Genomic DNA, 23,358 nt, shown 5'->3' with positions numbered 1-23,358 from the left:
TTATATCATAATTTTACTTTATTAATTTATATAAGTTTGGCTAATTAAAAAATTTTCTAACATCAGAGATAAAATATAATGATCCTGTGAATAATAGTAGATCATCATCAGAAATTTTAGTAATCGTTTCAGCAAATGCTCGGTGCCAATTACTAACATAATCAATTCTAGATTTATGATTGGAATGTTCATAAAGTTGATCTAAATTAGCAACGGGCCGTTTCCCCGGTCCATTAAATTCAGTTAAAATCAAATGAACATTTTTTATTTTTAATAAATTCTTTATCATCAATTGAAATTGTTTATCAGCCAATATAGCAAGTATAATATAAATTTCACGTTTATTAAATCGTTTTTTAAACAAAATATCTAATTCATTAATAGCAGGGACGTTATGAGCACCATCAATAACAATCAAAGGCGAATTATTGATTCTTTCAAATCGACCGGCCCAAAATGTATTTTTTAATCCTTTTAGAATGACATTTGGCTCGATGTGATAATGATTGATTTTTAAAAATTGGATAAATGCTGCAATTGCCGTTGCTGCATTATCAATTTGAAACTGTCCTAGCATATTAATTTTAGCGCTATCTAATTTTAATGATTTTGATATAAAACTAAAGCGTTCCTGCCAATCAGAAGAATGTTTAGGTTGTACCTTATAATCAAATCCTCTAATAATTATTTTGCTATGGTGTTGCTTTGCAACTTTTTTAATTACATTTAATGGTGCTAAATTAATTTTTCCAACAACAACTGGAATGTCTGTTTTAATAATCCCCGCTTTTTGAAACGCAATTTTAGGCAAAGTATTCCCTAACAATTTCATATGATCATACCCAATCGTTGTGATGACAGAACATTCCGGGGTAAAGACATTGGTTGAATCATAAAGTCCGCCAATCCCAACTTCAACTAAAACAATATCAACCTGATGTTTAGCAAAATATTTAAACATCATTGCGGTATCAACTTCAAACTCAGTCGGTCCGCCTTCTTTTAATGACCGATCAAGCTCTTTAACGATTGGTTCAACCGTTTGTGCTAAGTTTAAAATTTCATTGTCACTAACCGGTTTTCCATCAACACTAATTCGCTCATTAAATTTAATTAGATATGGTGAAGTAAAGGTTCCCACTGTTAATCCCTGTGCTTCCAACATGTTCCTTAAAAAAGTTAAAGTGGATCCCTTTCCATTCGTACCCGCAATATGAATTGCTTTAATGTGGTTTTGAGGATTACCAAGCATTTTTAGAAACAATTTCATTCGATTTAAAGTCGGTGATTTTTTGAACTTTCCCCTGCTACTGATAAAATTTAATGCTTCATTATAATTATCCAAAGAATTACTTCCCCTTCTCAAAAAATGCCGGGTATCAATACCCGGCATTTAATTTATATATTATTAATTATTTTTGCTTTTTAATTGCATCTAAACGCTGTTTAGCAGCATTTAATTTTGTCTGATTATCAGTTTGTTTTTGCTTTTCTTCTTTAACTAAATTTTCTGGTGCATGGGCAACAAATCCCTTATTAGCTAATTTCTTTTCAGCACGTTGAACTTCAAAAGTAAATTTATCAACTTCTTTATTCAATCGTTTGATTTCATCATCAATATTAACTAATTCTGCTAATGGAATATTAATTTCAGCACCAGTAATAACACTTGTCATTGCTAATTTAGGTGCTTTAACATTTGAACCAATTTCTAACTTTTGGGGATGGCAAAATCTTTGAATATAATCCTTATTATTTTCGAAGATTTCCTTAATTTTATCATCCTTAGTCTTAATTAAGATGTCCACTGCACTAGCCATTTTAGCATTAGCTTCTGATCTAATGTTTCTAACAGCTTTAATTAATTCAATTAAACTATTAGCGTCTGATTCTGCTTTAGGATCATTAAATTCAGGATGATCAACGGGGTATTTAGCTAGTGCTAATTCCTTACCTTCATGTGGCATAATATGCCAAATTTTATTAGTAACAAATGGCATAACCGGTTGTAATAATCTAAGAATTTGATCTAAAACGTATGCCAATACGTTCTGTGTGTTACGCTTGTTTCTTTCGTCATCGCCATTTAATTTAGCTTTACTCATTTCAATGTACCAATCACAGAAATCATTCCAAATGAAATCATATAATGCTCTGCCAGCTTCACCAAAGTCATATTCATCATATTTTTTAGTAACATGATTAACAACCCAATTCAAACGGCTCAAAATCCAACGATCAGATAAATCCCATTCACTTTTATCGGGTAGTTCTGGTTTGTCCATGTCACCTAAATTCATAATGACGTAACGGCTAGCATTCCAAATTTTATTGATGAAATTCCATGCTGATTTAATCTTATCATAACTAAATCGAACGTCTTGTCCAGCAGTCGTTCCATTAGATAGGAACCAACGCAGGGCATCAGCACCATAATTTTTGATAACATCCATTGGATCAATCCCATTACCAAGTGATTTACTCATCTTTCGTCCTTGTTCATCACGAATCAATCCATGAAGTAAAACATCTTTAAATGGACGTTTCCCAGTAAAATCAAGACTTTGAAAAATCATTCTGGCAACCCAGAAGAAAATGATATCATAGCCAGTGATTAATGTGCTAGTAGGGAAATATCGTTTATAATCTTCTGAATTTGTATCTGGCCAGCCAAGGGTTGCAAATGGCCATAAACCAGATGAAAACCAAGTATCTAAAACATCAGGATCTTGCTTCCAATTTTCAATATCGCTAGGAGCATGTTCACCAACGTATACTTTGCCTGTTTTTTTATTATACCATGCTGGAATTTGATGACCCCACCATAATTGTCTGGAAATAACCCAATCATGGGCATTTTCCATCCATTGCAAGAATGTATGTTCAAAACGTTCTGGATGGAAATGAACGGCATCATCACCCTTTTGATTATCAATTGCCATTTTAGCTAATGGCTTCATTTTAACAAACCATTGGGTTGATAATCTGGCTTCAACCTGAACACCAGTCCTTTGAGAATGTCCTACCGCATGAACAATTGGGTCAATTTTAATGATTAAACCTTTTTTCTTAAGGTCACTAACCATCGCTTTCCTGGCCTTAAATCGATCCATTCCTTCATATTTTCCAGCATTTTCATTCATAGTTGCGTCTTGATTCATCGTATTAATTTGAGCTAGATGATGACGTTTTCCAACTTGAAAATCGTTTGGATCATGTGCAGGCGTCATTTTAACAATTCCGGTTCCGAAGTCTTTATCAACATAATAATCAGCGACAATTGGAACTTCACGGTTAATTAATGGAACGATGACTTTCTTGCCGACAATATCTTTATAACGTTCATCATCCGGATTAACTGCAATTCCTGAATCACCCATCATGGTTTCAGGACGGGTAGTTGCAACCTCAATATAATTTTTACCATTAAAAGTTGTTCCATCTGCAAACGGATATTTAACGTGGTAAAAAGCACCTTTATCATTTTTATAGTTAACTTCTATATCTGATAAAGCGGTTCTAGCTTTGGGATCCCAGTTAATAATATACTTACCACGATAAATTAAACCCTTATTATATAAATCAACAAAAACTTTACGGACGGCCTTTGAAAATCCCTTATCCAATGTAAAACGTTCATGACCATAGTCCAATGATAATCCTAATTTTGCCCATTGTTTCTTAATGGTTGCAGCATAGTCATCTTTCCATTCCCATACTTTTTGAACAAATTTTTTACGTCCAAGATCATATCTTGAAATCCCTTGTTCTTGTAGTTTAGCTTCAACTTTAGCTTGGGTGGCAATCCCAGCATGATCCATTCCAGGAACCCATAATGTATCGTATCCTTGCATTCTCTTTTGTCTGATCAGCATATCTTGCAGGGTTGTATCCCATGCATGACCTAAATGCAGCTTTCCAGTAACATTTGGTGGTGGCAAAACAATTGAATACGGTTTTGCTTTTTTATTTCCACTTGGTTTAAATACTTTTTCGTCTAACCAATTCTGGTATTGCCCTGCTTCAACAGCAGTCGAATCATACTTAGTTGACATATTAATCTTTTTTGTCATTTTAACCACCTCAAATTAATTAAAATAAAAAAGCACTCCATCCAATATAGGACGAAGTGCTTCGCGGTACCACCTAATTTAGATTGTAATTTAAAAATAACAGTCTCAACTCAAAATAAATAACGGCAATAACCGGATGGATCTACTTAAATTCAATCCAACAACTCACAAGTTACATTCAATTTAAATCTAGGAAGATCTCCCATCGAATGGTCTTCTCTCTGAACTAAATATTAAATCTACTATCTTGGTCTAAGTTTTTAATTTAATTACTTTTAATCATAATCAAAATATTAATTTTCGTCAAGTTTAAAATAAAAATTAATTAAAGTAATTCAGAAAATACATCTTGATTACTATTTAAAAATTCATCTCCAGGTCTAATGGTTGTAACCTTCATATTATCAAGAGCATCCTTCATTAAACCATCAACGTCAATAAATTTTTCAAATTTTCTTGAATTATCTAACCGTGGCTTTGTCTTAGGAGCTGGTGGCGTAAAAATCGTACAACAATCTTCGTATGGTAAAATTGAAAGTTTATAAGTGCCAATTTTTCGGGCAATTTTAATGATTTCAGTTTTATCCATTGAGAGTAGTGGTCTAAGAACCGGTAAGTTAGTAACATCATTAATTGCAACCATGCTTTCTAATGTTTGAGATGCAACTTGTCCTAAGGATTCACCAGTAAAAATGCCTTTACAATGACGTTTAAGCGTAATTGCAGCAGTTAATCTTAACATTAAGCGCCGCTGAATTGTCATTAGGTAACCTTCAGGAACCTTTTCTTTAATTGTTTCTTGAATCTTAGTAAAAGGAACTTGAATAAAGTTAATCTTCCCACTATAAACAGAAAGTTTAGCAGTCAATTCCTTAGCTTTGTTTAAAGCTTGTTGACTAGTATATGGCGGACTATAAAAATGAACCATATCAATCCTAACGCCACGCTTCATCCCAAGATAAGTTGCAACCGGTGAATCAATTCCTCCTGATAACATCATCGTAGCACGTCCACCGGTCCCAACTGGCAATCCGCCTGCTCCATCAATGGTTTTACTAGATATAAAAATTCCGTTCAAACGGACTTCCGTTCGAATGGTTATATCCGGATTCTTCATTTTAGCTTTTAATCCAGGAATATGATCGATTAAATAACTTCCCAAAGCATTATCAACACCATAGGTATCAAGCGGAAAATGCTTGTCCTGACGCCTTGCATCGATTTTAAAAGTCATTCCAGCGTGATACTGCTGATTCAATAATTTTAAAGCAACTTGTTTAGCTTGATTAATATCCTTATCAACTTTAATTGATGGTGAAAAATTTTCAATTCCAAATACCTGTTTTAACCTATCGATAACCTTATCAGAATTTTCGCCATTTAATACAACATGGAGTCGATCATGCCTCGGGAAAGTTTCAACCTTTGGAAAATCATGTAAAACATGCCTAACATTGTGCCCTAATTGCCTAATAAATTGTTTTTTATTTTTACCCTTAGTAGACAATTCACCATATCTAACCATTATTTCAGAATATTGCATAACATCCTCCCTTCGTAATTAACTTAGTTTACTAAATTGCTGATACAGTTGATCAAAAACTTGATTAAATTTCTTAGCTTCTTCAATCGTATTATTTTCATCCAATGAGATTCTAACCGCATCTTCAGCAATACTACTATCAACGTGCATTGAAGATAATGTTGATGTTACACTCTGATCCCTTGAAGAGCAAGCACTAGTAGTTGAAATGTAAATCCCATATTTTTCAAAAGCATGAACAACCGTTTCACCTCTAACACCCTTAATTGCAAAACATAAAATGTGAGGAGCAAATGTATCATCATTTTTTGAAAAAATAATGACATTGGGAAATTTTTTAATATGATTAAATATTTCACTCTTAATTTGTCTTTGATGTCTAACCTTTTCATCTTCGTTGGTCATAACCAGTCTAAATGCCTTTGCCATTGCAGCAATTCCAGGAAGATTTTCAGTTCCGCTCCTTAATCCACGTTCTTGACCACCACCGGCCATTAATGGTGCTATTTTTTTACCATCACGTTTGTAATTAAAGCCAGTTCCTCTAGGAGCATGAAATTTATGACCGGAAAAACTTACTAAATCAACCCTGTCATTAAAAATAATATTTTCTAATCCCTTAGCAACACCTTGAATTGCATCAATATGATAAGTAATTTTAGGGTATTTTTTCAGTAATTCTCCGATTGCTTTAACTGGTTCAATTGTCCCAATTTCATTATTTACAGCCATAATTGAAACCAAAATTGTAGTTGGACGAATTGCTTTTTTTAAGTCTTCAACAGATACGCGACCATTTTTGTCAACCGGTAAATATGTGATTTCAAAGCCCAATTTTTTAAGTTGCTCGACTGGATTATGAACTGCTGCATGTTCAACGGATGTTGTAATAATATGATTACCAAATTTTCGTTTAATCATAGCAGTTCCCTTAATTGCCCAATTATCTCCTTCAGTTCCACCACTTGTAAATAATATTTCTCCAGGTGAAACATTTAATAATTTAGCAATTTGCATTCTGGATTGAGTCAATAGATTATGAGCCTCGCTACCAAATTGATGTAAGCTTGATGGATTACCCCAAATGTTTTGACTAACTTTGTTATAAGTGTCTAAAACGCCAGAATTAATCTTAGTAGTAGCACTATTATCAAAGTAAATCATTTTTTCTTTTACCTCCATATTTTATTGATTATCTTTATTTGCGTAATAATAATTTTCAATTTCTTTAAATTTATTTGGTTCCGCCCGATCTAAAGCCGTAACGATACGGTCTAAACTCTGTTCATATTCGTAATCTTCAAATAACTTTTGAGCTTCAAAATTTGCCTTTGAAACGGCTTCATCTTTCTTATTATTACGGGCAGCATGAAAGCGATTAGTATATTGAATAACACGTTCAGCAAGCATCGCGCTATCAATCAATTGTTCCGTTGTATCTTCTAATGCATTCAAGTGTTTTTTAACAATTACGAGTCGCTTATTAATGTCATCCATACTAATTTTAGATTGATTCATAACTTGAGCTAATTTTTTAATTTCATTATTCACAACATTATAACTATCGATGTAATCTTTTTTGACACCTGGCAAATTTAATCTTTCAATTTGCCTTTTAATATTGTGCATTTCTAAATCAAATTGTTCAACTTGATTCCTTGCTTTATTTTCAGCATGATTTAATCCAGAAACTGATTTATGGATTTGCCGCTGCTGAGTTTCAATCTGACTCAAATCATGCTTAGCACTTGATTGATGACTTAAAACTTCAGAGTAGATTGCATCATTGCTTGCCATATCTTGAAGATCCTTTTGATTAATCTCATCAATCCTTTTTAATTGTTCACTCAGTTGTCTTGTCGTTGAAATTTCTTGATGTTCTAAATCATAATTCTTGGATAAGTTCTTAAGTTCAGACATTAAAGAATAATTTTGATGCTGTGCGTGAATGATAAATGAAGAAACGATATCAACGTCTTTTTTAACAGAACGTTTAGCTTTAATTTCTTGTTCCATTGAATCATATAATTGATTAATTAATGTTTCAATTTCTTTGTTCATATTTTGTGTTTGTTCAATTTTTAAATTAGTTAAGCTACTAGAGGATTTTTTGATTTGTTTGTTAACATAATCAATAGCGCTTCCCATCCCCTTTTCAGGGAACTGGTAACCAGCTTTAACCATCTCATCATATCCCCTTGAAATTTCATCAATTTGTTCAGGATATTCGGTTGAGATGCTTCGATATAATGATGGAATTTTAGCAACCCATTTTTCTAGGTTCTTAACACGAAAGCTTAGTTTTTTAAGTAATTCTTCAGATGTCTTGTAGTCACCAGAATCAGTTAAACTAACAAAATGATCAAAATCTTTTTTAATTTCATTCAAAACATCATTTAACTTATGAATACTGTTACCATAGGCATAGTTATCATTTAATAGCTTTTTGTTAATTTGCTTAAATTTATCATTCAAATTAACAATTACCTTTTGATGTTGTTTATTTAAATGTTTAAATTCATCTAATCCCTTTTGAATTCCCTTAAATTGATTATTAACATTAGCAACATCATTAAAGCAATTTTGATATTCACGATTGGTTTTCATGAAATTAAGATTTTTAGTATCCTGTTTAATACTGCTTATCTTATTGTCAATATCATCAAAATGATCTTTCTCAATTTTTTTGTAAATATTCTGATAATTATTAAATTGTTTTAATGATTCACCGTTCAAATTCAATTTAGCAATCTGATTAAAATGTTGTTCAAGTGGCAATGCTTTAATTTTAGTGAAATTATTTTCCAATATTTTTATTTTGTTTAGCATATAACGTTGATATGCGATAATTATTAAGTACACCGAAATAATTACCAAGATCATAATTACAAAAAACATGATAGCCATACTTTAACATCGTCCCTTAATTTTTTGATTAAATATTTTTTCTTCAATACTTTTTAATTTTATGTATAATGTAAATTAATGTATAACAATAATATTATATCATAGTAAATCTGTTGCTACTAATCAAATTTTAGTTTTATACCAGTTAGGATGATTTATATGAGCATTGACTCAATTACATTGGAACAACTTAAAGCTCTTCTTAGTGAACATGACAGCACAGTTTCTAACCTATCAAATGCTGTTGCATTTTTGAATCAAAACTTATCGAATATTAACTGGATTGGTTTTTATAGTTTTAATTATCAGACTAATCAATTAGATTTAGGACCATTTCAGGGTAAAGTTGCTTGTGTTCATATCAAAAATGGTGAGGGTGTTTGTGGAACAGCAACTGCAAAGAAAGAAATTCAAAATATTTCTGATGTTAAAAAATTTCATGGACATATTGCATGTGATGAAAATAGTAAATCAGAATTGGTAACACCACTTATTAAGGACTCAAAAGTTTTAGGTGTCTTGGATATTGATTCACCAATTACAAATCGATTTTCCGATGTGGATCAATTAAAAATAAAAAAAGCGGTTCAGATTATCACGCAAGTAATTGACAAATAAATTCATTAATATTATTATTAATAAATGTGTAAAATAATGCAGCAATACATGGTAAGCTCGTCAACATATTGATGCCGCTTTTTGGTCAGATTAGTAACCAATCGGCTGCATTGGCGAACATTGCAAAGCAATATGCACGAATACTAAATGTATGTGAATTATTTTACTCCAAAAAAATAATTGGAGGAATTTTATTATGTCTAGATATACAGGCCCAAGTTGGAGAGTTTCACGTCGTCTTGGTATTTCATTATCAGGTACTGGTAAAGAATTATCTCGTCGTCCTTATGCACCAGGTGATCATGGTCAAGGTCGTCGTCAAAAATTATCTGAATATGGAACCCAACTTAAGGAAAAGCAAAAGGTTCGTTACATGTATGGTTTAAACGAACGTCAATTTAGAAATCTATTTGATCGTGCCGGTAAAATTAACGAAGGTACCCATGGTAATAACTTCATGATTTTACTTGAAAGACGTTTAGATAATATTGTCTACCGTTTAGGCTTAGCAACTACTCGTCGTCAAGCTCGTCAATTAGTTAATCATGGACACATTACTGTTGATGGTAAACGCGTTGACATTCCATCTTATGAAGTTAAGATTGGCCAAGTAATCGCTGTTCGTGAAAAATCACGCGATATGCAAGTTATCAAAGATGCTGTTGATGCTGTTGTGGGTCGTCCACAATATGTATCATTTAATTCTAAGAAGCTTGAAGGTTCATTAAATCGTCTCCCACAAAGCGATGAACTTAATGCTGATATTGATCCATCACTTATTGTTGAATACTACAACCGTCTTGGATAATATAAACATTATCAATAAATATAAAAACACTTCGTTTATTACGGAGTGTTTTTTGTTTGCCCTATTGCCATGATATAATTAAGATGATAATTGATATTGGAGATGATAATATGGCAAATAATAGTAATGATTCAGTTAATAATCGTCTAGAACAATCATCAAGTGGTAATACACCGAAAATTAATCCAGATGAACAAAGAAAATATTTAGGAACTTTTAGGGAAAGAGTTTCACTTGCAATTAAAATAAAAGATATGAGTAAGGATACTGCTGAAAATAATTTTAAGAAGGAAATTAAGGCCAATCCTAATTACGTTGTCTTTTTAAATGGTAATGTTGGTCAAGATCAAATTGGCCCTTATTTAAAAATTGCTGCTGATAATAATATTGAGTTTGATATTAGAACCGATTCTTTTTATAAAACAGATCCGGATAGTTATGGATTAGTTTACGCTAACAAAAATAGTTCCATTAACGTTAATCCGGTTGAAATGAGTCAAAAATACCCTATTAATAATAATGATGATCATAAATCAAATCAAAATAATCAATCTAAATCTAAACCATCACTTTTAGATCGAATTAAAAAATTATTTTAGTTTCATGAAAGGATGGTCGTTTTGCAAAGACCATTAGCATATCGTATGCGTCCAAAAAAAATTGAAGATATTGTTGGTCAACAGCAATTGGTGGGTCCTGGCAAAATTATCAGTCGAATGGTCAAAGCTAAAACACTATCTTCAATGATCTTGTATGGTCCACCAGGCACTGGTAAGACCAGCATTGCAAGTGCAATTGCTGGTTCCACCAAATATGGTTTCCATATTTTCAATGCTGCCACTGATACAAAAAAAGATCTTAAAATCGTATCGGAAGAAAGCAAAATAAGTGGTACCGTCGTTCTTTTATTGGATGAAATTCATCGTTTGGATAAGACTAAACAAGATTTTTTATTGCCATTATTAGAAAGTGGTAGGATCATTTTAATTGGTGCGACAACTGAAAATCCATATATCAATATTAGTCCTGCCATTAGAAGTCGAACTGAAATTTTTGAAGTCCATCCATTAAAAAAATCTGACATCAAAGAAGCAATTCATAGAGCATTAAAGGATAAAACAAACGGATTAGGAAAATATAACATTAAAATTGATCCAAATGCACTAAATTTTTTATCAACTGCAACAAATGGTGACTTAAGAAGTTCACTAAATGCATTAGAATTAGCTGCTAAATCAACGCCTAAGGAACAAAATGTAATCCATATTAAATTATCCGATGTTGAAGAATGCCTTCAAAAAAAAGCATTAACTCAAGATAAAAATGGAGATGCTCATTATGATGTCATATCTGCATTTCAAAAATCAATTCGTGGTTCTGATGTAGATGCAGCCCTTCATTATGCGGCTCGTCTAATTGAATCTGGTGATTTAAATTCATTAACAAGAAGATTAATGGTAATTGCTTATGAAGATGTTGGGATGGCCAACCCATCAGTTTGTGCTAGAACAGTAAATGCAATTCAAGCAGCTAATCATTTAGGATTACCAGAAGGAAGAATTCCCCTATCTGATGTCATCATCGAATTATGTTTATCACCTAAATCTAATTCAGGATTATTAGCAATTGATGCTGCTTTAGATGATGTTAAAACTGGTAATTATGGTAGCATTCCAAATTATTTAAGGGATAATCATTATAGTGGTGCTAAGAAATTAAACCGTGGAGTTGGATATAAATACCCCCATCATTTTAAAAATGATTGGGTTAAACAGCAGTATCTACCTGATAAAATACAAAATGCTGAGTACTATCATCCCAAAAGTAATGGAAAATTTGAAACTGCCTTTGGCATTCAATATCGTAAATTAAAAAATGCGCAACAAAATAAGTGAGGTTTAAAATATGCTAGCAATTAACATTTTAATGATTATATTTGCTATTTTAATGGCTGGAATGGGCATTTTTTTACATTCTCATCAAACTAAACCATTTCTGGTATTTCATCCAGAAAATGATCCCCTATTAAAATCAATTTTTCAAAAATTTGCTTTTATTTTCATTGCAATTGCTGTTATTTCAATTTTAATTTTAATTTTTAAAAATGTTTTAATTATCTGTATTGATTTATTTATTGGGTGTATCGCTATTTTTGCTTTTCAAATGATTATTGTAAGATTTTTTCCGAAGGGTTAATCCTTACTAAATTTAAATAAATGGGTTATGATAAATTTAATAAGAGAGGAAGCGCTTACAATGGAAAATTATAAAGAAATTATTGTTCCAACCGATGGATCTAAGAATGCTAAATTAGCTTTTATAAGAGCTTTAAAGTTAAGTCAAGATCATGATAATAAAGTTGCAATCCATTTGTTTTACATCGTTGATACCAACTACATTAACAATTTTTCTAGCATTGATGATTCAGTTGTTGACAAAATTACCGATGACGCTAAAAAAATATTAGACCAATATCTTAAAGATGCTAAGAAACAAAAAATTACAAACATTGACTACGCAATCAAATACGGTGCACCAAAGGAAATTATCGCCCAAGAATTACCGAAGCTCTATCAAAACCCGCTTATCATTATTGGTGCAACCGGATTAAATCCAATTGAAAAATTACTAATTGGTTCGACTACTGCCTATGTTTCTAAAAATGCTAGTTGTGATGTTTTAATTGTTAAAAAGTAAAGTAATGACTAAAATTAAAAGTGATTCCATAAAAATTATGGAATCACTTTTTTATATTATTTTATTCTTGATTATAGATTGAACTAATTCGTTTAGAAATCAATGTCCCAACGATTACCCATACGATTATAAAAATTGGATACAAATTCATCGGGAAATTAGAACTAGCAGCTAAGCTACTAAAAAGTGGAAATAACAAAATGACAATACTTAAAATTGGCACTAACCCATGTTTAAAAATGTTAAAGCGATGTTGCTTTTTGAAATAAGCAATTACACCCACACAAACTAAAATATAAACAAGCATAAAACCAATTCCTGCAATATCCATTAAATTAGAATAAATTGCCTGTGAACCAAACGGAATTCCAATCAATAAATATAGAATCAAATATATAATTGCCGTTAAATTAACTGCCCGGTGGGGACTATTATATTGATTTGGGAAGTAACTCAATTTTTTAGGTAAGTAATGTTGTTTTGCTAATGCATAAAACATATAAGAGCAAGCATTCATAATTCCTAGGAAAGATGCAACCGCACTAATCATGGTTGCAAGATCAATAATCGTTGCCATATTTTTACCAGCATAAGCTGTTGCTAAATCATTTAATGGCGAAGCAGAATTCATAAAGGCGTTCATTCCGTTCAAACCAAATCCCATTACTTCGGTGTAACTAACAAGAATAAAGAATAAAGCAACCGAAATAATCGAAATAATGATTGTAAGTGGCACGATTTTTTTAGGATGTTGAATCCGAGCAGTTAATGTCGTTGATTCTTCAAATCCGGCAAAACAAATAATAACATAGACAATTCCCTGACTAATTCCCGAAATACTATGAATATGTGTAATTGGTTGGGTAGTTAGCCCATTTTGGCCACCATGGATAATAATAATTGAGCATAAAACTAAAACAATTAAAATAGAGATACTTTCAACGACTAAGGAAATAATACTTGTAACTTTTATTCCGACCAACGAAATAATCCACATAAAAATAATTAAGAAAATTGCTAAATAATTAACCGGAATATGAACATTAAATTGGTTTAAAAAGACGTTAACAAAATTTGCTGATTCGCCTGCAAAACCAGCGCCTCCACATATATAAACCAACATTAAAATCCAGCCAGTAACGAAACCAGCCCGTTCACCCAGTGCTTTTCGATTATAAGCATAAACTGATCCAGACTGTGATGTTTGATGTGCCATCATTGCAAAACAGCCACCGATTAGTAAAATAGCGAAAGCTCCAAAAATAAACGATAACGGCGTATTGGTTTTGGCAAAACGAGCAACTAGTGGTGTGTTAAAAGCCATTGCACCAGTTGGGGCAATTGAAGTAATTGAAATCGATAGGGTTCCAATTAATGATAATTTCCTAGAATTTAAATTCATTGAGCATGCCACCTATTCTTTAAATTAGAAAATAAAAAATCCGTCCATAGCAAACATGACTAAATAGTACATGTAAAAACTAAGGACGGATTCTAATTCCCGCGGTGCCACCTTATTTTAACGATTAATTTAAATTTTAACTTTAATTAAAATATTAATAATTAAAAATAAATAAACCGTTACGCTTAGCAGAATGCGCATTCACATTCCCGACAACTTACGTATGTCTTAACGTCCAATCATAATCACTAAATCAGTTTTCAAATTGGCCCTCCGTGGTCCATGAGATTACCTGCATACAGCTACATTTCCACCATGAGTAGCTCTCTAAGTGCGCTCAATAATCCTAACTACCACATTATCAGTTTACTACGAACGAATTAAATATTAACTTGTATTTATTATAAATGACTAATTTTAATTGTCAAGATTAAATTAATCCTTAATTATTTTTCAAATACAGTAATTGATTCAACGTGCACAGTTTGTGGAAATTGGTCAACCGGCTGGATGGGTTGATTAATATGATATCCATACTTCATTAAACATCTTGCATCCCTAACTAACGTTGATGGATTACAAGAAATATAAACAATCTTATGCGGAGCCATTTTACCCGCCGTATCAATAAAAGATGAGGCCAAACCTTTTCTAGGTGGATCAACAAAAATGGCACTCGGTTTTAAGCCCTTTTCTTGCCATTTAACGATCTGTTTTTCAGCTTTATTAGCAACAAATTTAACGTTTTTAATATGATTAATTTTGGCATTACTCTTCGCATTTTCAATTGCTTGGTTGACAATTTCAACACCATAAACACGTTTAATATGTTTAGCTAATGATAATGAAATTGTCCCAATTCCACAATATGCATCAATTGCAGTATCATTTTGATTTAACTGCGCCTTTTTAATTGCTAATGAATATAGTTTTTCAGTTTGAACTGGATTAACTTGATAAAATGATTGAAGTGAAATTTCAAATGTTAATCCTAATAATTGATCATTAATATATTTACGTCCAAAAAGAAGTTTATTTTTTCGACCTAAAATAACGTTTGAATTCTTAGGATTAATATTTTGAATAATACTTTTAACGTCTTGGGTTTGATCAACAATTTTGGAAATAATGGAATCAATATGGGGAATTTCCTTAGTTCTGGTAATTAAACCAATCATAATTTCACCAGTATAATGGCCCCTTCTAACCATAATATTTCTAATTACTCCCTTATGATTAACTTCATCATAAGGCTTGATATGATACTGACGTAAAATATTTCTAACAATTAAAATTACTTGATCAATTTTAGGATCTTGAATATAAAAATCTTCAATTGGAATTAAATCATGTGATTGACGTTTATAAAACCCAGTTTCCAATTGACCATTAATAATTCTAACTGGTATTTCCGCTTTATTTCGATAATGAGTAGGATTATCCATCCCGATTGTTTTCAAAACATCAACATTCAATTTAGCTTTATTAAATAAATTTTCAATTTGATCCTGTTTAAATTTTAATTGGTACTTATATTTTAAATGTTGCAATGGAGCAATTCCCGTTTGAAGATACTTTTGATCCACATTATCTTCTCTTTCGGGACTCTTATTCTTTAATTGAATTAACTTTCCAAAACTAAAATTTTTCTTTACCTTAGTGACTTTAATTAACGCTTCTTCGCCTGGTAAAGTATTACTAATAAAAATTGGAAAATCATTAATTTTTGCGACTCCTAAGCCTTGATAGGTTAAATCAATGACCTTAACATTATAATTTTGATTTTTTTCTACTGGAATTTTAATTTTCATATATCTCCCTAATAAAACAAAAAATTTTGCTGTTATTGATTAAAATCAGCAAAATTTTTAGCTTTAAAACTATGACAATTTATCAACTTTATTTATCAACTGTTTTTTAATATTTTGCTCATATTTAGAACTATAACTGTGTAATGGCATTTTATCTAAATTAGCATAAATTTCAATATGCTGCTTTAAATTTTTAAACTCCATGGGTGCATTGCCACCATATTCACCATCAAGATTAATTTGCATTTCATCATCAACTGGTTTAGCAATTAAATGCTTTGTTTTTTTATAAATAATTCTAGAATCATTGATATGCTTACCATTAATAACCTTAGTCAATAATTGTAAAATTTGAACTAAATTACTGGTTTTAACAATAATCATTGTAAATTCACCATCATTCAATGATGCATCGGGTACAATGCGTTCTAAGCCGCCAATTGAATTAGTCATTGCAAGTAAAAACATTGATGCTTTCCCATCAAATTTACCACCATCATATTCTAAATCCATCTTGATGGGATGAATTTGCGGAAGTAATTCCGCACCCCGAACTAAATAAGCCAAGTATCCAAAAACAGTTTTTAAATCAGAAGGAACATCATAAGTTAATTCTGTTAATAATCCACCACCGGCAATGTTGATAAAATACTTTTTACCAGCCTGGCCGACATCCATTTTAAATGTTTGTTTCTTTAAAACAATCTTTGCAGCAGCAATTGGATCATTCCTTGGAATATGAAGCGCCCTTGCAAAATCATTAGTTGTTCCAGCAGGGATGATGGCAAACTTGGGACGTTTCTTTTGAGGAGCAATCCCATTAACAACTTCGTTAATGGTTCCATCCCCACCTGCTGCAACAATCAAATCAAAACCTTCTTCAACAGCCCGTTTTGCCTCATCACGAGCAGAATGAGGCTTAGGGGTTGTTGCATAGGCACTTGTTTCATACCCAGCTTGCTCAAAAACATTTAAAATATCAATCATTTTAGATTTTAAAATTTCACGGCCAGAGGTGGGATTATAAATTACCCGTGCCCTTTTTCGCAAGTGTTTCACAACCTTCTTACTTATTTAAAGCTTCAGATAATAATTTACTTACCATTTGTGGATTAGCTTTACCACGTGTTTTTTTCATAACTTGACCAACTAAGAATCCCTTAGCACGATCTTTACCATTATGAAAATCATCAACAGATTGTGGGTTACTAGTTAAAACATTATCAACAATTGGTTTTAATTGAGATGGATCTGATAACTGAACCATCCCATGTTTTTTAACGAATTGGTTAGGTTCAACCCCATTAGTGACAGCTTTAAATACTTTTTTAGCCATTTTAGTTGAAATGGTTCCCTTTTTAACCAAATTAATTAAGGTCGTTAAATTTTTAGGTGTTATTTTAGTATCTTTTAATTCAATCTGGTTGGAGTTTAGGTATGCGCTAACGTTACCTTGAAGATAATTAGATGCCATTTTTGCATCTGCACCATCTTTAATCATTTGATCAAAGAAATCGGACATTTGTTTTGTCTGAGTTAATACATTTGCATCATATGAACTCAAACCTAAATCATCAACATAATGATGTTTACGTTTGCTTGGCATTTCAGGCAACTCATCACGTAGTTCATTAATCCATTCATCCGAAATGTCTAATGAAGGTAAATCAGGTTCTGGGAAGTAACGATAATCATCAGCATTTTCTTTAGTACGCATTAATGTGGTTTTCCCTGTATTTTCATTAAAACGTCTTGTTTGGGCTTGAATTGTACCACCGGCCATTAAAATTTGACGTTGGCGTTTTTCTTCATACTCTAACCCACGTTTAACATAATTAAATGAGTTAACGTTCTTCATTTCAATTCGGTTATTTAATTTCTTTTGGCCAATCGGACGAACTGAAATATTAACATCAGCACGCATGGAACCTTCTTCCATTTTCACATCAGAAATTCCTGAAAATAGAATAATTTGTCTTAAAGTTTCTAAATAGTCATAAGCTTCTTGAGGAGAAGAAATAACCGGATCAGAAACAATTTCAATTAATGGAGCACCCTGTCTGTTTAAATCAACATAAGAATATTTAATTCCATGGGTATTTTTACCAGCATCTTCTTCAATATGCATTTCGGTAAGGGTGATTTTCTTGGTTTTACCACCGGTATGAATGGTAACATATCCGCCTTGAGCATCAGGAATATCATGTTGAGTAATTTGATATGCTTTCGGATTATCAGGGTAGAAGTAATTTTTACGATCAAAATGAGGATGACGGTTAACTTTAGAATGTAAAGCTAAAGCAGCAGTAATTCCATCAGCAACCACTTGTTTATTGGTAGTTGGTAAAACTCCAGGATATCCCCAATCAATGACGTTAGTATTATTATTAGCTTCATCACCATATTCATCAGGTGAAGGACTAAAAATCTTGGATTTAGTATTTAGTTCGATATGAACTTCTAAACCAATCGTAGTAATAAAATTCATTTACTTTGCTCCTCCAATCTTTGGAAAATGTTTATGGAAATCAGTATTTTGTTCAAAAGCATAGCCGGCTTGATACATTGTACCTTCATCAAATGGACGGCCAATTAATTGCATTCCAATTGGCATCCCATCACTAAAGCCAGCTGGAATCGACATTCCGGGCAATCCAGCCATGTTAACGGGAATTGTTAAAACATCATTCATGTACATAGAAACCGGATCAGATGTCTTAGAACCCAAATCGAATGCTGGAGTAGAAGTCGTTGGTGCCATAATCATATCATAATGATCAAAGACTTTCTTGAAGTCATCTAAGATTAGAGTTCTTACCTTAGCTGCTTTCTTGAAGTATGCATCAAAAGCACCAGCTGAAAGTGAAAATGTTCCTAGCATAATTCGGCGTTTAACTTCATCCCCAAATCCTTCTGATCTACTTTTAACATATAATTCTGCTAAATTATTAGCATCCTTAGAACGATAGCCATATCTAATGCCATCATATCGTTGAAGATTAGAAGATGCTTCAGAAGAAGCTAAAATATAATAAGCAGCAACTCCATACTTAGTATGTGGCAATGAAACTTTTTCAACCGTTGCTCCTAATTTCTTATAAGTTTCAGCAGCTTTTAAAATTGCATCTTTAACATTCTTGTCAGTACCATCTGATAAATATTCTTCTGGCAAAGCAATCTTAAGACCCTTAACACCTTTTTTGATGTTTTGAGTATAATCAGGAACTGCTTTATCAGAACTAGTTAAATCATGTTTATCATGCCCAGCAATGACATTTAAAATACTAGCATTATCATAAACATTACGTGTCAAAGACCCAATTTGGTCAAAACTGGATCCAAAAGCAATCAAGCCCCAACGTGATACACGACCATAAGTTGGTTTCATTCCAACAATTCCGTTAAATGCTGCTGGTTGTCTAATTGAACCACCAGTATCAGAACCTAATGCCGCAATGATTTCGCCAGATGCAACGGCAGCTGCTGAACCACCTGAAGAACCACCAGGAACTTTATTAAGATTCCATGGATTATGAGTTGGTCCAAAAACAGAATGTTCAGTAGAACTTCCCATTGCAAACTCATCCATATTAGTTTTACCAACATTAATAGCACCGGCAGCAGCTAATTTCTTTACAACGGTAGCATCAAAAATTGGTGTAAAATTACTAAGCATTTTTGATGCAGCCGTTGTTTTAAGGTCTTTCGTAAGAATATTATCCTTAATCGCAATTGGCATCCCAGATAGTAAACTACTAGCATCAATTCCCTTTTGATCAACAGCTTTTGAATCATCGAGTGCCTTTGAGTCATTTAAATCGATAAATGCATTTAGTTTAGTATCAGTCTTTTTAATATTATCTAACGTTTGTTTAGTTAATTCTTCTGAAGTAATGTCTCCATTCATTAACTGTTTATGAACGCCAGTCATATTTTTATTCAAATAATTCATTGACTAATCCTCACTTTCTCGGTCTCTATTTTTTCTATTCTGCATAATTTCTGGAACACGAATCAAACCGTCTTTAACATCAGGAGCATTTCTTAATAGGGCCTGTTTTTCATTCCAATTTTGTGGAATGTCATCTCTCATTGCATTAACCTGATCAGTAATACTGTAAGTTGGTTTAACATCATCAGTGTTAACACTATTTAAAGTTTCAAATAGATCCATAACACTACCTAATTGTTTAGTAAAATAAGGCAATTGGTCTTTAGATAATGATAAATTTGCTAATGAAGCAACATGCTTAACTTGATCTTCGCTAATTTCATTCTTTGGCATGGTTAAATTCCTTCTTCCCTTATAAATAAAATACTACATTTTAATAACTATTGAAAACATGATAAGTAAAACTATTACTACTGGAACTTCTTGACAAGAAACTTTCGGTTCCTTCACTTGAATTAACACTGATATCAATTGGAATATTTTTAGGTAAGTATTTCTGAGCCGCAGTCTTCAAATATTGAGTAAAGCTAGTAATTTCGGTTTGACTATAAAACTGAGTCGTAATTGAAATGTGCATCCCACTAAGTGATCCATCAACATAATGTGCTTGAGCAGTTACACCATTTAAATTTGGAAAGAATGATTGGACATCATTTTTGAAGTTGGTAAATTCACTTTGGTCATTATTATTAGGACCCTTAGAGCCGGATTGAATTGGAAAGACGTAGTTCTTTTCATTAATTGAATTCCAGCTATTGATATTCGAACCATTATTAGAAGAATAAGCAAAGAAATTACCACCAACTAAGCTATCATCTGGAGCTTGTTTATATAACGCAATTACAATTGGAATATTCTTTAATTTAGAATTAGACCTTAACCGTTTTAAAATTTGGCTAGCCATTGCTTTGCCAATTTGTTTAATTTTTTCATCATTCAAATTCATCTGATAAGTGGAACCATATTTTTCTTTAGTGTAATAATAAACAGAATTAATTCCTAATCCAACGGTCATCCCTTTTAATTTAAGAGAATTACCATTTTGAACTAAGAAATCTTGTTCATCTAATTGTTGTAAATATAATGGAACTTTCGTATCTTTCCCAGATGGGTTTAATCCTTGGGGATTACTCTTACTCTTTCGTCCCAACCACTTATAAGCTTCATTAGTCGAAATATATTGTCCTTCTTGGAAAATATATTTATTAGTTGGGAATTGCTTTTTAGATACATCTAAAAGTCCATTTTCAAAACTTTTCAAATTAAATTGATTATCATTTTGTTGAATATTAACGCCACGTGACTTACTAGTTAAATAGCGACCATTTTTGATAACACTTTGGTAATCGCCATGATTAGCTTGACCAGTTAATTGGGTAGTAGCACTTGAAGATTTACTACCGCCTGATAACATTCCATTCAAATTTCCACAAGCAGCTAATAGTAATGAACTAAATGCTACTGCTAAAATTAATTTTAGCTTTTTCAAAGGATCGTTCCTCCCACTATTGATTATTAATTTGTTTTAGGAAATAATCTTCATTCCATATTGAAATATTAAGTGACTGTGCTTTTCCATATTTACTACCAGGATCAGTTCCAGCAATAACAATATCAGTCTTTTTAGAAACACTACTGGTAACATGTGCACCACGATTTTCTAACCAGCGACTCGCCTCACTCCTTGTCATTTTAGAAAGGGTTCCAGTTAGAACAATTCGTTTTCCATTAAAATATGAATTAGCAACACGATGACGCCCTACATATTTCATATTAAGACCGGACGATTTCAATTCGCTAACCAACTGTTTTGCATACGGATTCCTAAAGTATGTGACAACACTGTCAGCAATAATATCCCCCATTGAATTAATTTGAGCGATAGATTGAGAATCAGCATTCATAATTTTATCCATCGTCTTAAAATGTTCTGAAATTAAGCGTGCCGCCTTAGAACCAACATGTCTAATTCCTAAACCATATAATAATCGCTCTAATGAATTACTTTTGCTATTTTTAATTGCAGTCAATAAATTAGAAGTTGATTTTTCACCAAATTTATCTAATTGCATTAATTGGTCATGAGTTAAGTGATATAAACTAGCAACATCTTCAACCATATTTTTATCAAACAATTGGTGAACAATTTTAGGTCCTAAACCATCAATATCCATCGCATTTCTAGATGCAAAATGATTCATTTGTTCAATTAATTGGGCGGGACATTTTGGATTAATACACCTTAATGCAACTTCCCCATCCAAATGAACTAGCTTAGCTCCACATGAAGGACATTTTACTGGAATTGGATAAGGTTTACTATTTGATGGCCTTTTTTCAGGAACATATTCTGATATTTCCGGAATAATATCTCCAGCTTTATGCAAATTAACTGTATCACCAATTCGGATATCCTTTTCCTTCAAGTAATCAGGATTATGTAATGAAGCTCTTGAGACCCGACTACCAGCTAAGACAACTTGATTCATTTTAGCGGTTGGGGTTACAATTCCCGTTCTTCCTACAGTCCAATCAATTCCTAACACTTTTGATTGAACTACTTCCGGCGGGAATTTATACGCAATCGCCCATTTTGGATCCTTAACGGTATGGCCAATTTTCATTTGTAGATCAAGTCGATTGGTTTTAATTACAATGCCATCAATTCCATATGGTAATTTAGATCGTTGCTCGGTGCATTTAGTAACATATCGATCAATATCATCCATGTTATGGGCAACTTCATAGTTAGGATTGATTGTAAAGCCTAGTTCCCTTAGTTCTTCTAACAGGCCACTTTGAGTATTAGTCTTTAAATCATTGTAATCAGCAACATTATACATGAAAGTGCTTAAATGACGCCTAGCAGTGACTGCAGGATTTAGCTGCCTCAAACTTCCAGCAGCGGCATTCCTGGGATTAGCAAAAACAGATTCACCATTTTGATCACGGTATTGATTTAATGTCAAAAAAGATTTTTTAGGCATATAACATTCGCCACGTGCTTCAATATTAATTGGCCTTGTTAACTTTCTAGGAATTGATGGGATGGTAAGCAAATTTTGGGTAATATCCTCACCAACGTGCCCATTTCCCCTTGTTGATCCTTGAACTAATCGTCCATTTTCATACCTTAAAGAAATTGATAAACCATCAATTTTATGTTCACAATTAAATTCAGTATCATCAGGATATTCTTGTCTTAAGTTAGTAACGAAATCGGATAATTCCTGTTTGGAAAATACGTCTCCCAGAGAAAGGAGTGGAATCTGATGTCTAACTTTTTGAAAACCAGGCAAGGTTTTTCCGCCGACCCTTTGAGTAGGTGAATCTGGCGTGATTAAATCAGGATACTTTTTTTCAAGTGTAACTAAATTTTCATAGGCACGATCATAAATAAAATCATCAACACTCGGTTTATCATGAACATAGTATTGATTACTCCATTGTTTTAATTGATGACGTAATTTAGCCATCGTCTTTGAAGCATCAGAATGGTTCAAAGTTTGAATTGCCTTTTGATTATTATTTGACAAAGGTATTCCTC

The 23,358-nt window shown here is 32.4% G+C and carries 19 protein-coding genes and 1 other annotated feature; of the genes, 6 read left to right on the top strand and 13 right to left on the bottom strand.

Annotated elements, in window-relative coordinates; all coding sequences use genetic code 11:
* Window positions 1–40: 40 nt before the first annotated feature.
* The 5 genes from WR164_RS03220 to WR164_RS03200 all read right to left on the bottom strand — a co-directional run bounded on the left by WR164_RS03220 (window position 41) and on the right by WR164_RS03200 (window position 8,523).
* Entirely contained in the window at window positions 41–1,393 is a 1,353-nt protein-coding gene (locus WR164_RS03220; RefSeq protein ID WP_286136123.1) for a bifunctional folylpolyglutamate synthase/dihydrofolate synthase, read from the bottom strand.
* Between the two features lie 19 nt (window positions 1,394–1,412).
* Window positions 1,413–4,073: a valine--tRNA ligase gene (locus WR164_RS03215; protein WP_286136122.1), complete on the bottom strand. Its 2,661-nt coding sequence runs from the start codon at window positions 4,071–4,073 to the stop codon at window positions 1,413–1,415.
* A 44-nt stretch (window positions 4,074–4,117) separates the two neighbouring features.
* Window positions 4,118–4,337: a binding site (T-box leader), on the bottom strand.
* Between the two features lie 61 nt (window positions 4,338–4,398).
* Window positions 4,399–5,616: a tRNA uracil 4-sulfurtransferase ThiI gene (gene thiI / locus WR164_RS03210; protein ID WP_286136121.1), complete on the bottom strand. Its 1,218-nt coding sequence runs from the start codon at window positions 5,614–5,616 to the stop codon at window positions 4,399–4,401.
* 18 nt (window positions 5,617–5,634) lie between these two features.
* Window positions 5,635–6,780, bottom strand: a complete 1,146-nt coding sequence (locus tag WR164_RS03205) for a cysteine desulfurase family protein (RefSeq protein ID WP_286136120.1) — start codon at window positions 6,778–6,780, stop codon at window positions 5,635–5,637.
* A gap of 21 nt (window positions 6,781–6,801) precedes the next feature.
* On the bottom strand, window positions 6,802–8,523 hold the full coding sequence (locus tag WR164_RS03200) for a septation ring formation regulator EzrA (RefSeq protein ID WP_286136119.1): 1,722 nt from the start codon (window positions 8,521–8,523) through the stop codon (window positions 6,802–6,804).
* A gap of 150 nt (window positions 8,524–8,673) precedes the next feature.
* Between WR164_RS03200 and msrC the strand changes: the two genes are divergently transcribed.
* The 6 genes from msrC to WR164_RS03170 all read left to right on the top strand — a co-directional run bounded on the left by msrC (window position 8,674) and on the right by WR164_RS03170 (window position 12,646).
* Window positions 8,674–9,141, top strand: coding sequence for a free L-methionine (R)-S-oxide reductase MsrC (gene msrC, locus WR164_RS03195; protein ID WP_373876894.1), 468 nt, complete (start codon window positions 8,674–8,676; stop codon window positions 9,139–9,141).
* 196 nt (window positions 9,142–9,337) lie between these two features.
* Window positions 9,338–9,949 (top strand): 30S ribosomal protein S4, encoded by a 612-nt coding sequence (gene rpsD, locus WR164_RS03190; protein ID WP_286136117.1) that lies wholly within the window; start codon window positions 9,338–9,340, stop codon window positions 9,947–9,949.
* A gap of 110 nt (window positions 9,950–10,059) precedes the next feature.
* On the top strand, window positions 10,060–10,548 hold the full coding sequence (locus WR164_RS03185) for a YueI family protein (RefSeq protein WP_286136116.1): 489 nt from the start codon (window positions 10,060–10,062) through the stop codon (window positions 10,546–10,548).
* A 21-nt stretch (window positions 10,549–10,569) separates the two neighbouring features.
* Window positions 10,570–11,844 (top strand): replication-associated recombination protein A, encoded by a 1,275-nt coding sequence (locus WR164_RS03180; protein ID WP_286136115.1) that lies wholly within the window; start codon window positions 10,570–10,572, stop codon window positions 11,842–11,844.
* A gap of 10 nt (window positions 11,845–11,854) precedes the next feature.
* The gene (locus WR164_RS03175) at window positions 11,855–12,145 is read left to right on the top strand and encodes a hypothetical protein (RefSeq protein WP_286136114.1); all 291 of its coding nucleotides are present in this window, start codon (window positions 11,855–11,857) and stop codon (window positions 12,143–12,145) included.
* A 60-nt stretch (window positions 12,146–12,205) separates the two neighbouring features.
* Window positions 12,206–12,646, top strand: coding sequence for a universal stress protein (locus tag WR164_RS03170; RefSeq protein ID WP_286136113.1), 441 nt, complete (start codon window positions 12,206–12,208; stop codon window positions 12,644–12,646).
* Between the two features lie 61 nt (window positions 12,647–12,707).
* Here WR164_RS03170 and WR164_RS03165 read toward each other — a convergent pair whose 3' ends face one another.
* The 8 genes from WR164_RS03165 to ligA form a co-directional block, all read right to left on the bottom strand.
* Window positions 12,708–14,048, bottom strand: coding sequence for an APC family permease (locus WR164_RS03165; RefSeq protein ID WP_286136112.1), 1,341 nt, complete (start codon window positions 14,046–14,048; stop codon window positions 12,708–12,710).
* Window positions 14,049–14,494: 446 nt separating this feature from the next.
* Complete coding sequence (gene rlmD / locus WR164_RS03160; protein WP_286136111.1) at window positions 14,495–15,859, bottom strand: 23S rRNA (uracil(1939)-C(5))-methyltransferase RlmD; 1,365 nt, start codon at window positions 15,857–15,859, stop codon at window positions 14,495–14,497.
* Window positions 15,860–15,928: 69 nt separating this feature from the next.
* On the bottom strand, window positions 15,929–16,909 hold the full coding sequence (locus tag WR164_RS03155; RefSeq protein ID WP_286136110.1) for a diacylglycerol kinase: 981 nt from the start codon (window positions 16,907–16,909) through the stop codon (window positions 15,929–15,931).
* 16 nt (window positions 16,910–16,925) lie between these two features.
* The gene (gene gatB / locus WR164_RS03150) at window positions 16,926–18,347 is read right to left on the bottom strand and encodes an Asp-tRNA(Asn)/Glu-tRNA(Gln) amidotransferase subunit GatB (protein WP_286136109.1); all 1,422 of its coding nucleotides are present in this window, start codon (window positions 18,345–18,347) and stop codon (window positions 16,926–16,928) included.
* On the bottom strand, window positions 18,348–19,811 hold the full coding sequence (gene gatA / locus WR164_RS03145; RefSeq protein WP_286136108.1) for an Asp-tRNA(Asn)/Glu-tRNA(Gln) amidotransferase subunit GatA: 1,464 nt from the start codon (window positions 19,809–19,811) through the stop codon (window positions 18,348–18,350). It lies immediately after the preceding gene.
* A 3-nt stretch (window positions 19,812–19,814) separates the two neighbouring features.
* Entirely contained in the window at window positions 19,815–20,144 is a 330-nt protein-coding gene (gene gatC / locus WR164_RS03140; RefSeq protein WP_286136107.1) for an Asp-tRNA(Asn)/Glu-tRNA(Gln) amidotransferase subunit GatC, read from the bottom strand.
* A gap of 40 nt (window positions 20,145–20,184) precedes the next feature.
* A complete protein-coding gene (locus WR164_RS03135; protein WP_286136106.1) occupies window positions 20,185–21,300 on the bottom strand; it encodes a CamS family sex pheromone protein in 1,116 nt (371 codons plus the stop codon).
* A gap of 16 nt (window positions 21,301–21,316) precedes the next feature.
* Window positions 21,317–23,347, bottom strand: a complete 2,031-nt coding sequence (gene ligA, locus WR164_RS03130) for an NAD-dependent DNA ligase LigA (protein WP_507763359.1) — start codon at window positions 23,345–23,347, stop codon at window positions 21,317–21,319.
* Window positions 23,348–23,358 lie beyond the last annotated feature (11 nt).

Source organism: Philodulcilactobacillus myokonensis, from assembly GCF_027923585.1.
Lineage (GTDB): Bacteria > Bacillota > Bacilli > Lactobacillales > Lactobacillaceae > Philodulcilactobacillus > Philodulcilactobacillus myokonensis.
Note: the sequence above shows the minus strand (reverse complement) of the source record. Positions and strands in the feature narration are given on the sequence as shown.

Coding starts and splice junctions, on each gene's coding strand:
- WR164_RS03165 (WP_286136112.1), bottom strand. CDS start 14,048: ATGAATTTAAATTCTAGGAAATTATCATTAATTGGAACCCTATCGATT.
- WR164_RS03205 (WP_286136120.1), bottom strand. CDS start 6,780: ATGATTTACTTTGATAATAGTGCTACTACTAAGATTAATTCTGGCGTT.
- WR164_RS03185 (WP_286136116.1), top strand. CDS start 10,060: ATGGCAAATAATAGTAATGATTCAGTTAATAATCGTCTAGAACAATCA.
- WR164_RS03200 (WP_286136119.1), bottom strand. CDS start 8,523: ATGGCTATCATGTTTTTTGTAATTATGATCTTGGTAATTATTTCGGTG.
- gatC (WP_286136107.1), bottom strand. CDS start 20,144: ATGCCAAAGAATGAAATTAGCGAAGATCAAGTTAAGCATGTTGCTTCA.
- gatA (WP_286136108.1), bottom strand. CDS start 19,811: ATGAATTATTTGAATAAAAATATGACTGGCGTTCATAAACAGTTAATG.
- rlmD (WP_286136111.1), bottom strand. CDS start 15,859: ATGAAAATTAAAATTCCAGTAGAAAAAAATCAAAATTATAATGTTAAG.
- msrC (WP_373876894.1), top strand. CDS start 8,674: ATGATTTATATGAGCATTGACTCAATTACATTGGAACAACTTAAAGCT.
- thiI (WP_286136121.1), bottom strand. CDS start 5,616: ATGCAATATTCTGAAATAATGGTTAGATATGGTGAATTGTCTACTAAG.
- WR164_RS03215 (WP_286136122.1), bottom strand. CDS start 4,073: ATGACAAAAAAGATTAATATGTCAACTAAGTATGATTCGACTGCTGTT.
- gatB (WP_286136109.1), bottom strand. CDS start 18,347: ATGAATTTTATTACTACGATTGGTTTAGAAGTTCATATCGAACTAAAT.
- WR164_RS03220 (WP_286136123.1), bottom strand. CDS start 1,393: ATGCCGGGTATTGATACCCGGCATTTTTTGAGAAGGGGAAGTAATTCT.
- rpsD (WP_286136117.1), top strand. CDS start 9,338: ATGTCTAGATATACAGGCCCAAGTTGGAGAGTTTCACGTCGTCTTGGT.
- WR164_RS03175 (WP_286136114.1), top strand. CDS start 11,855: ATGCTAGCAATTAACATTTTAATGATTATATTTGCTATTTTAATGGCT.
- WR164_RS03170 (WP_286136113.1), top strand. CDS start 12,206: ATGGAAAATTATAAAGAAATTATTGTTCCAACCGATGGATCTAAGAAT.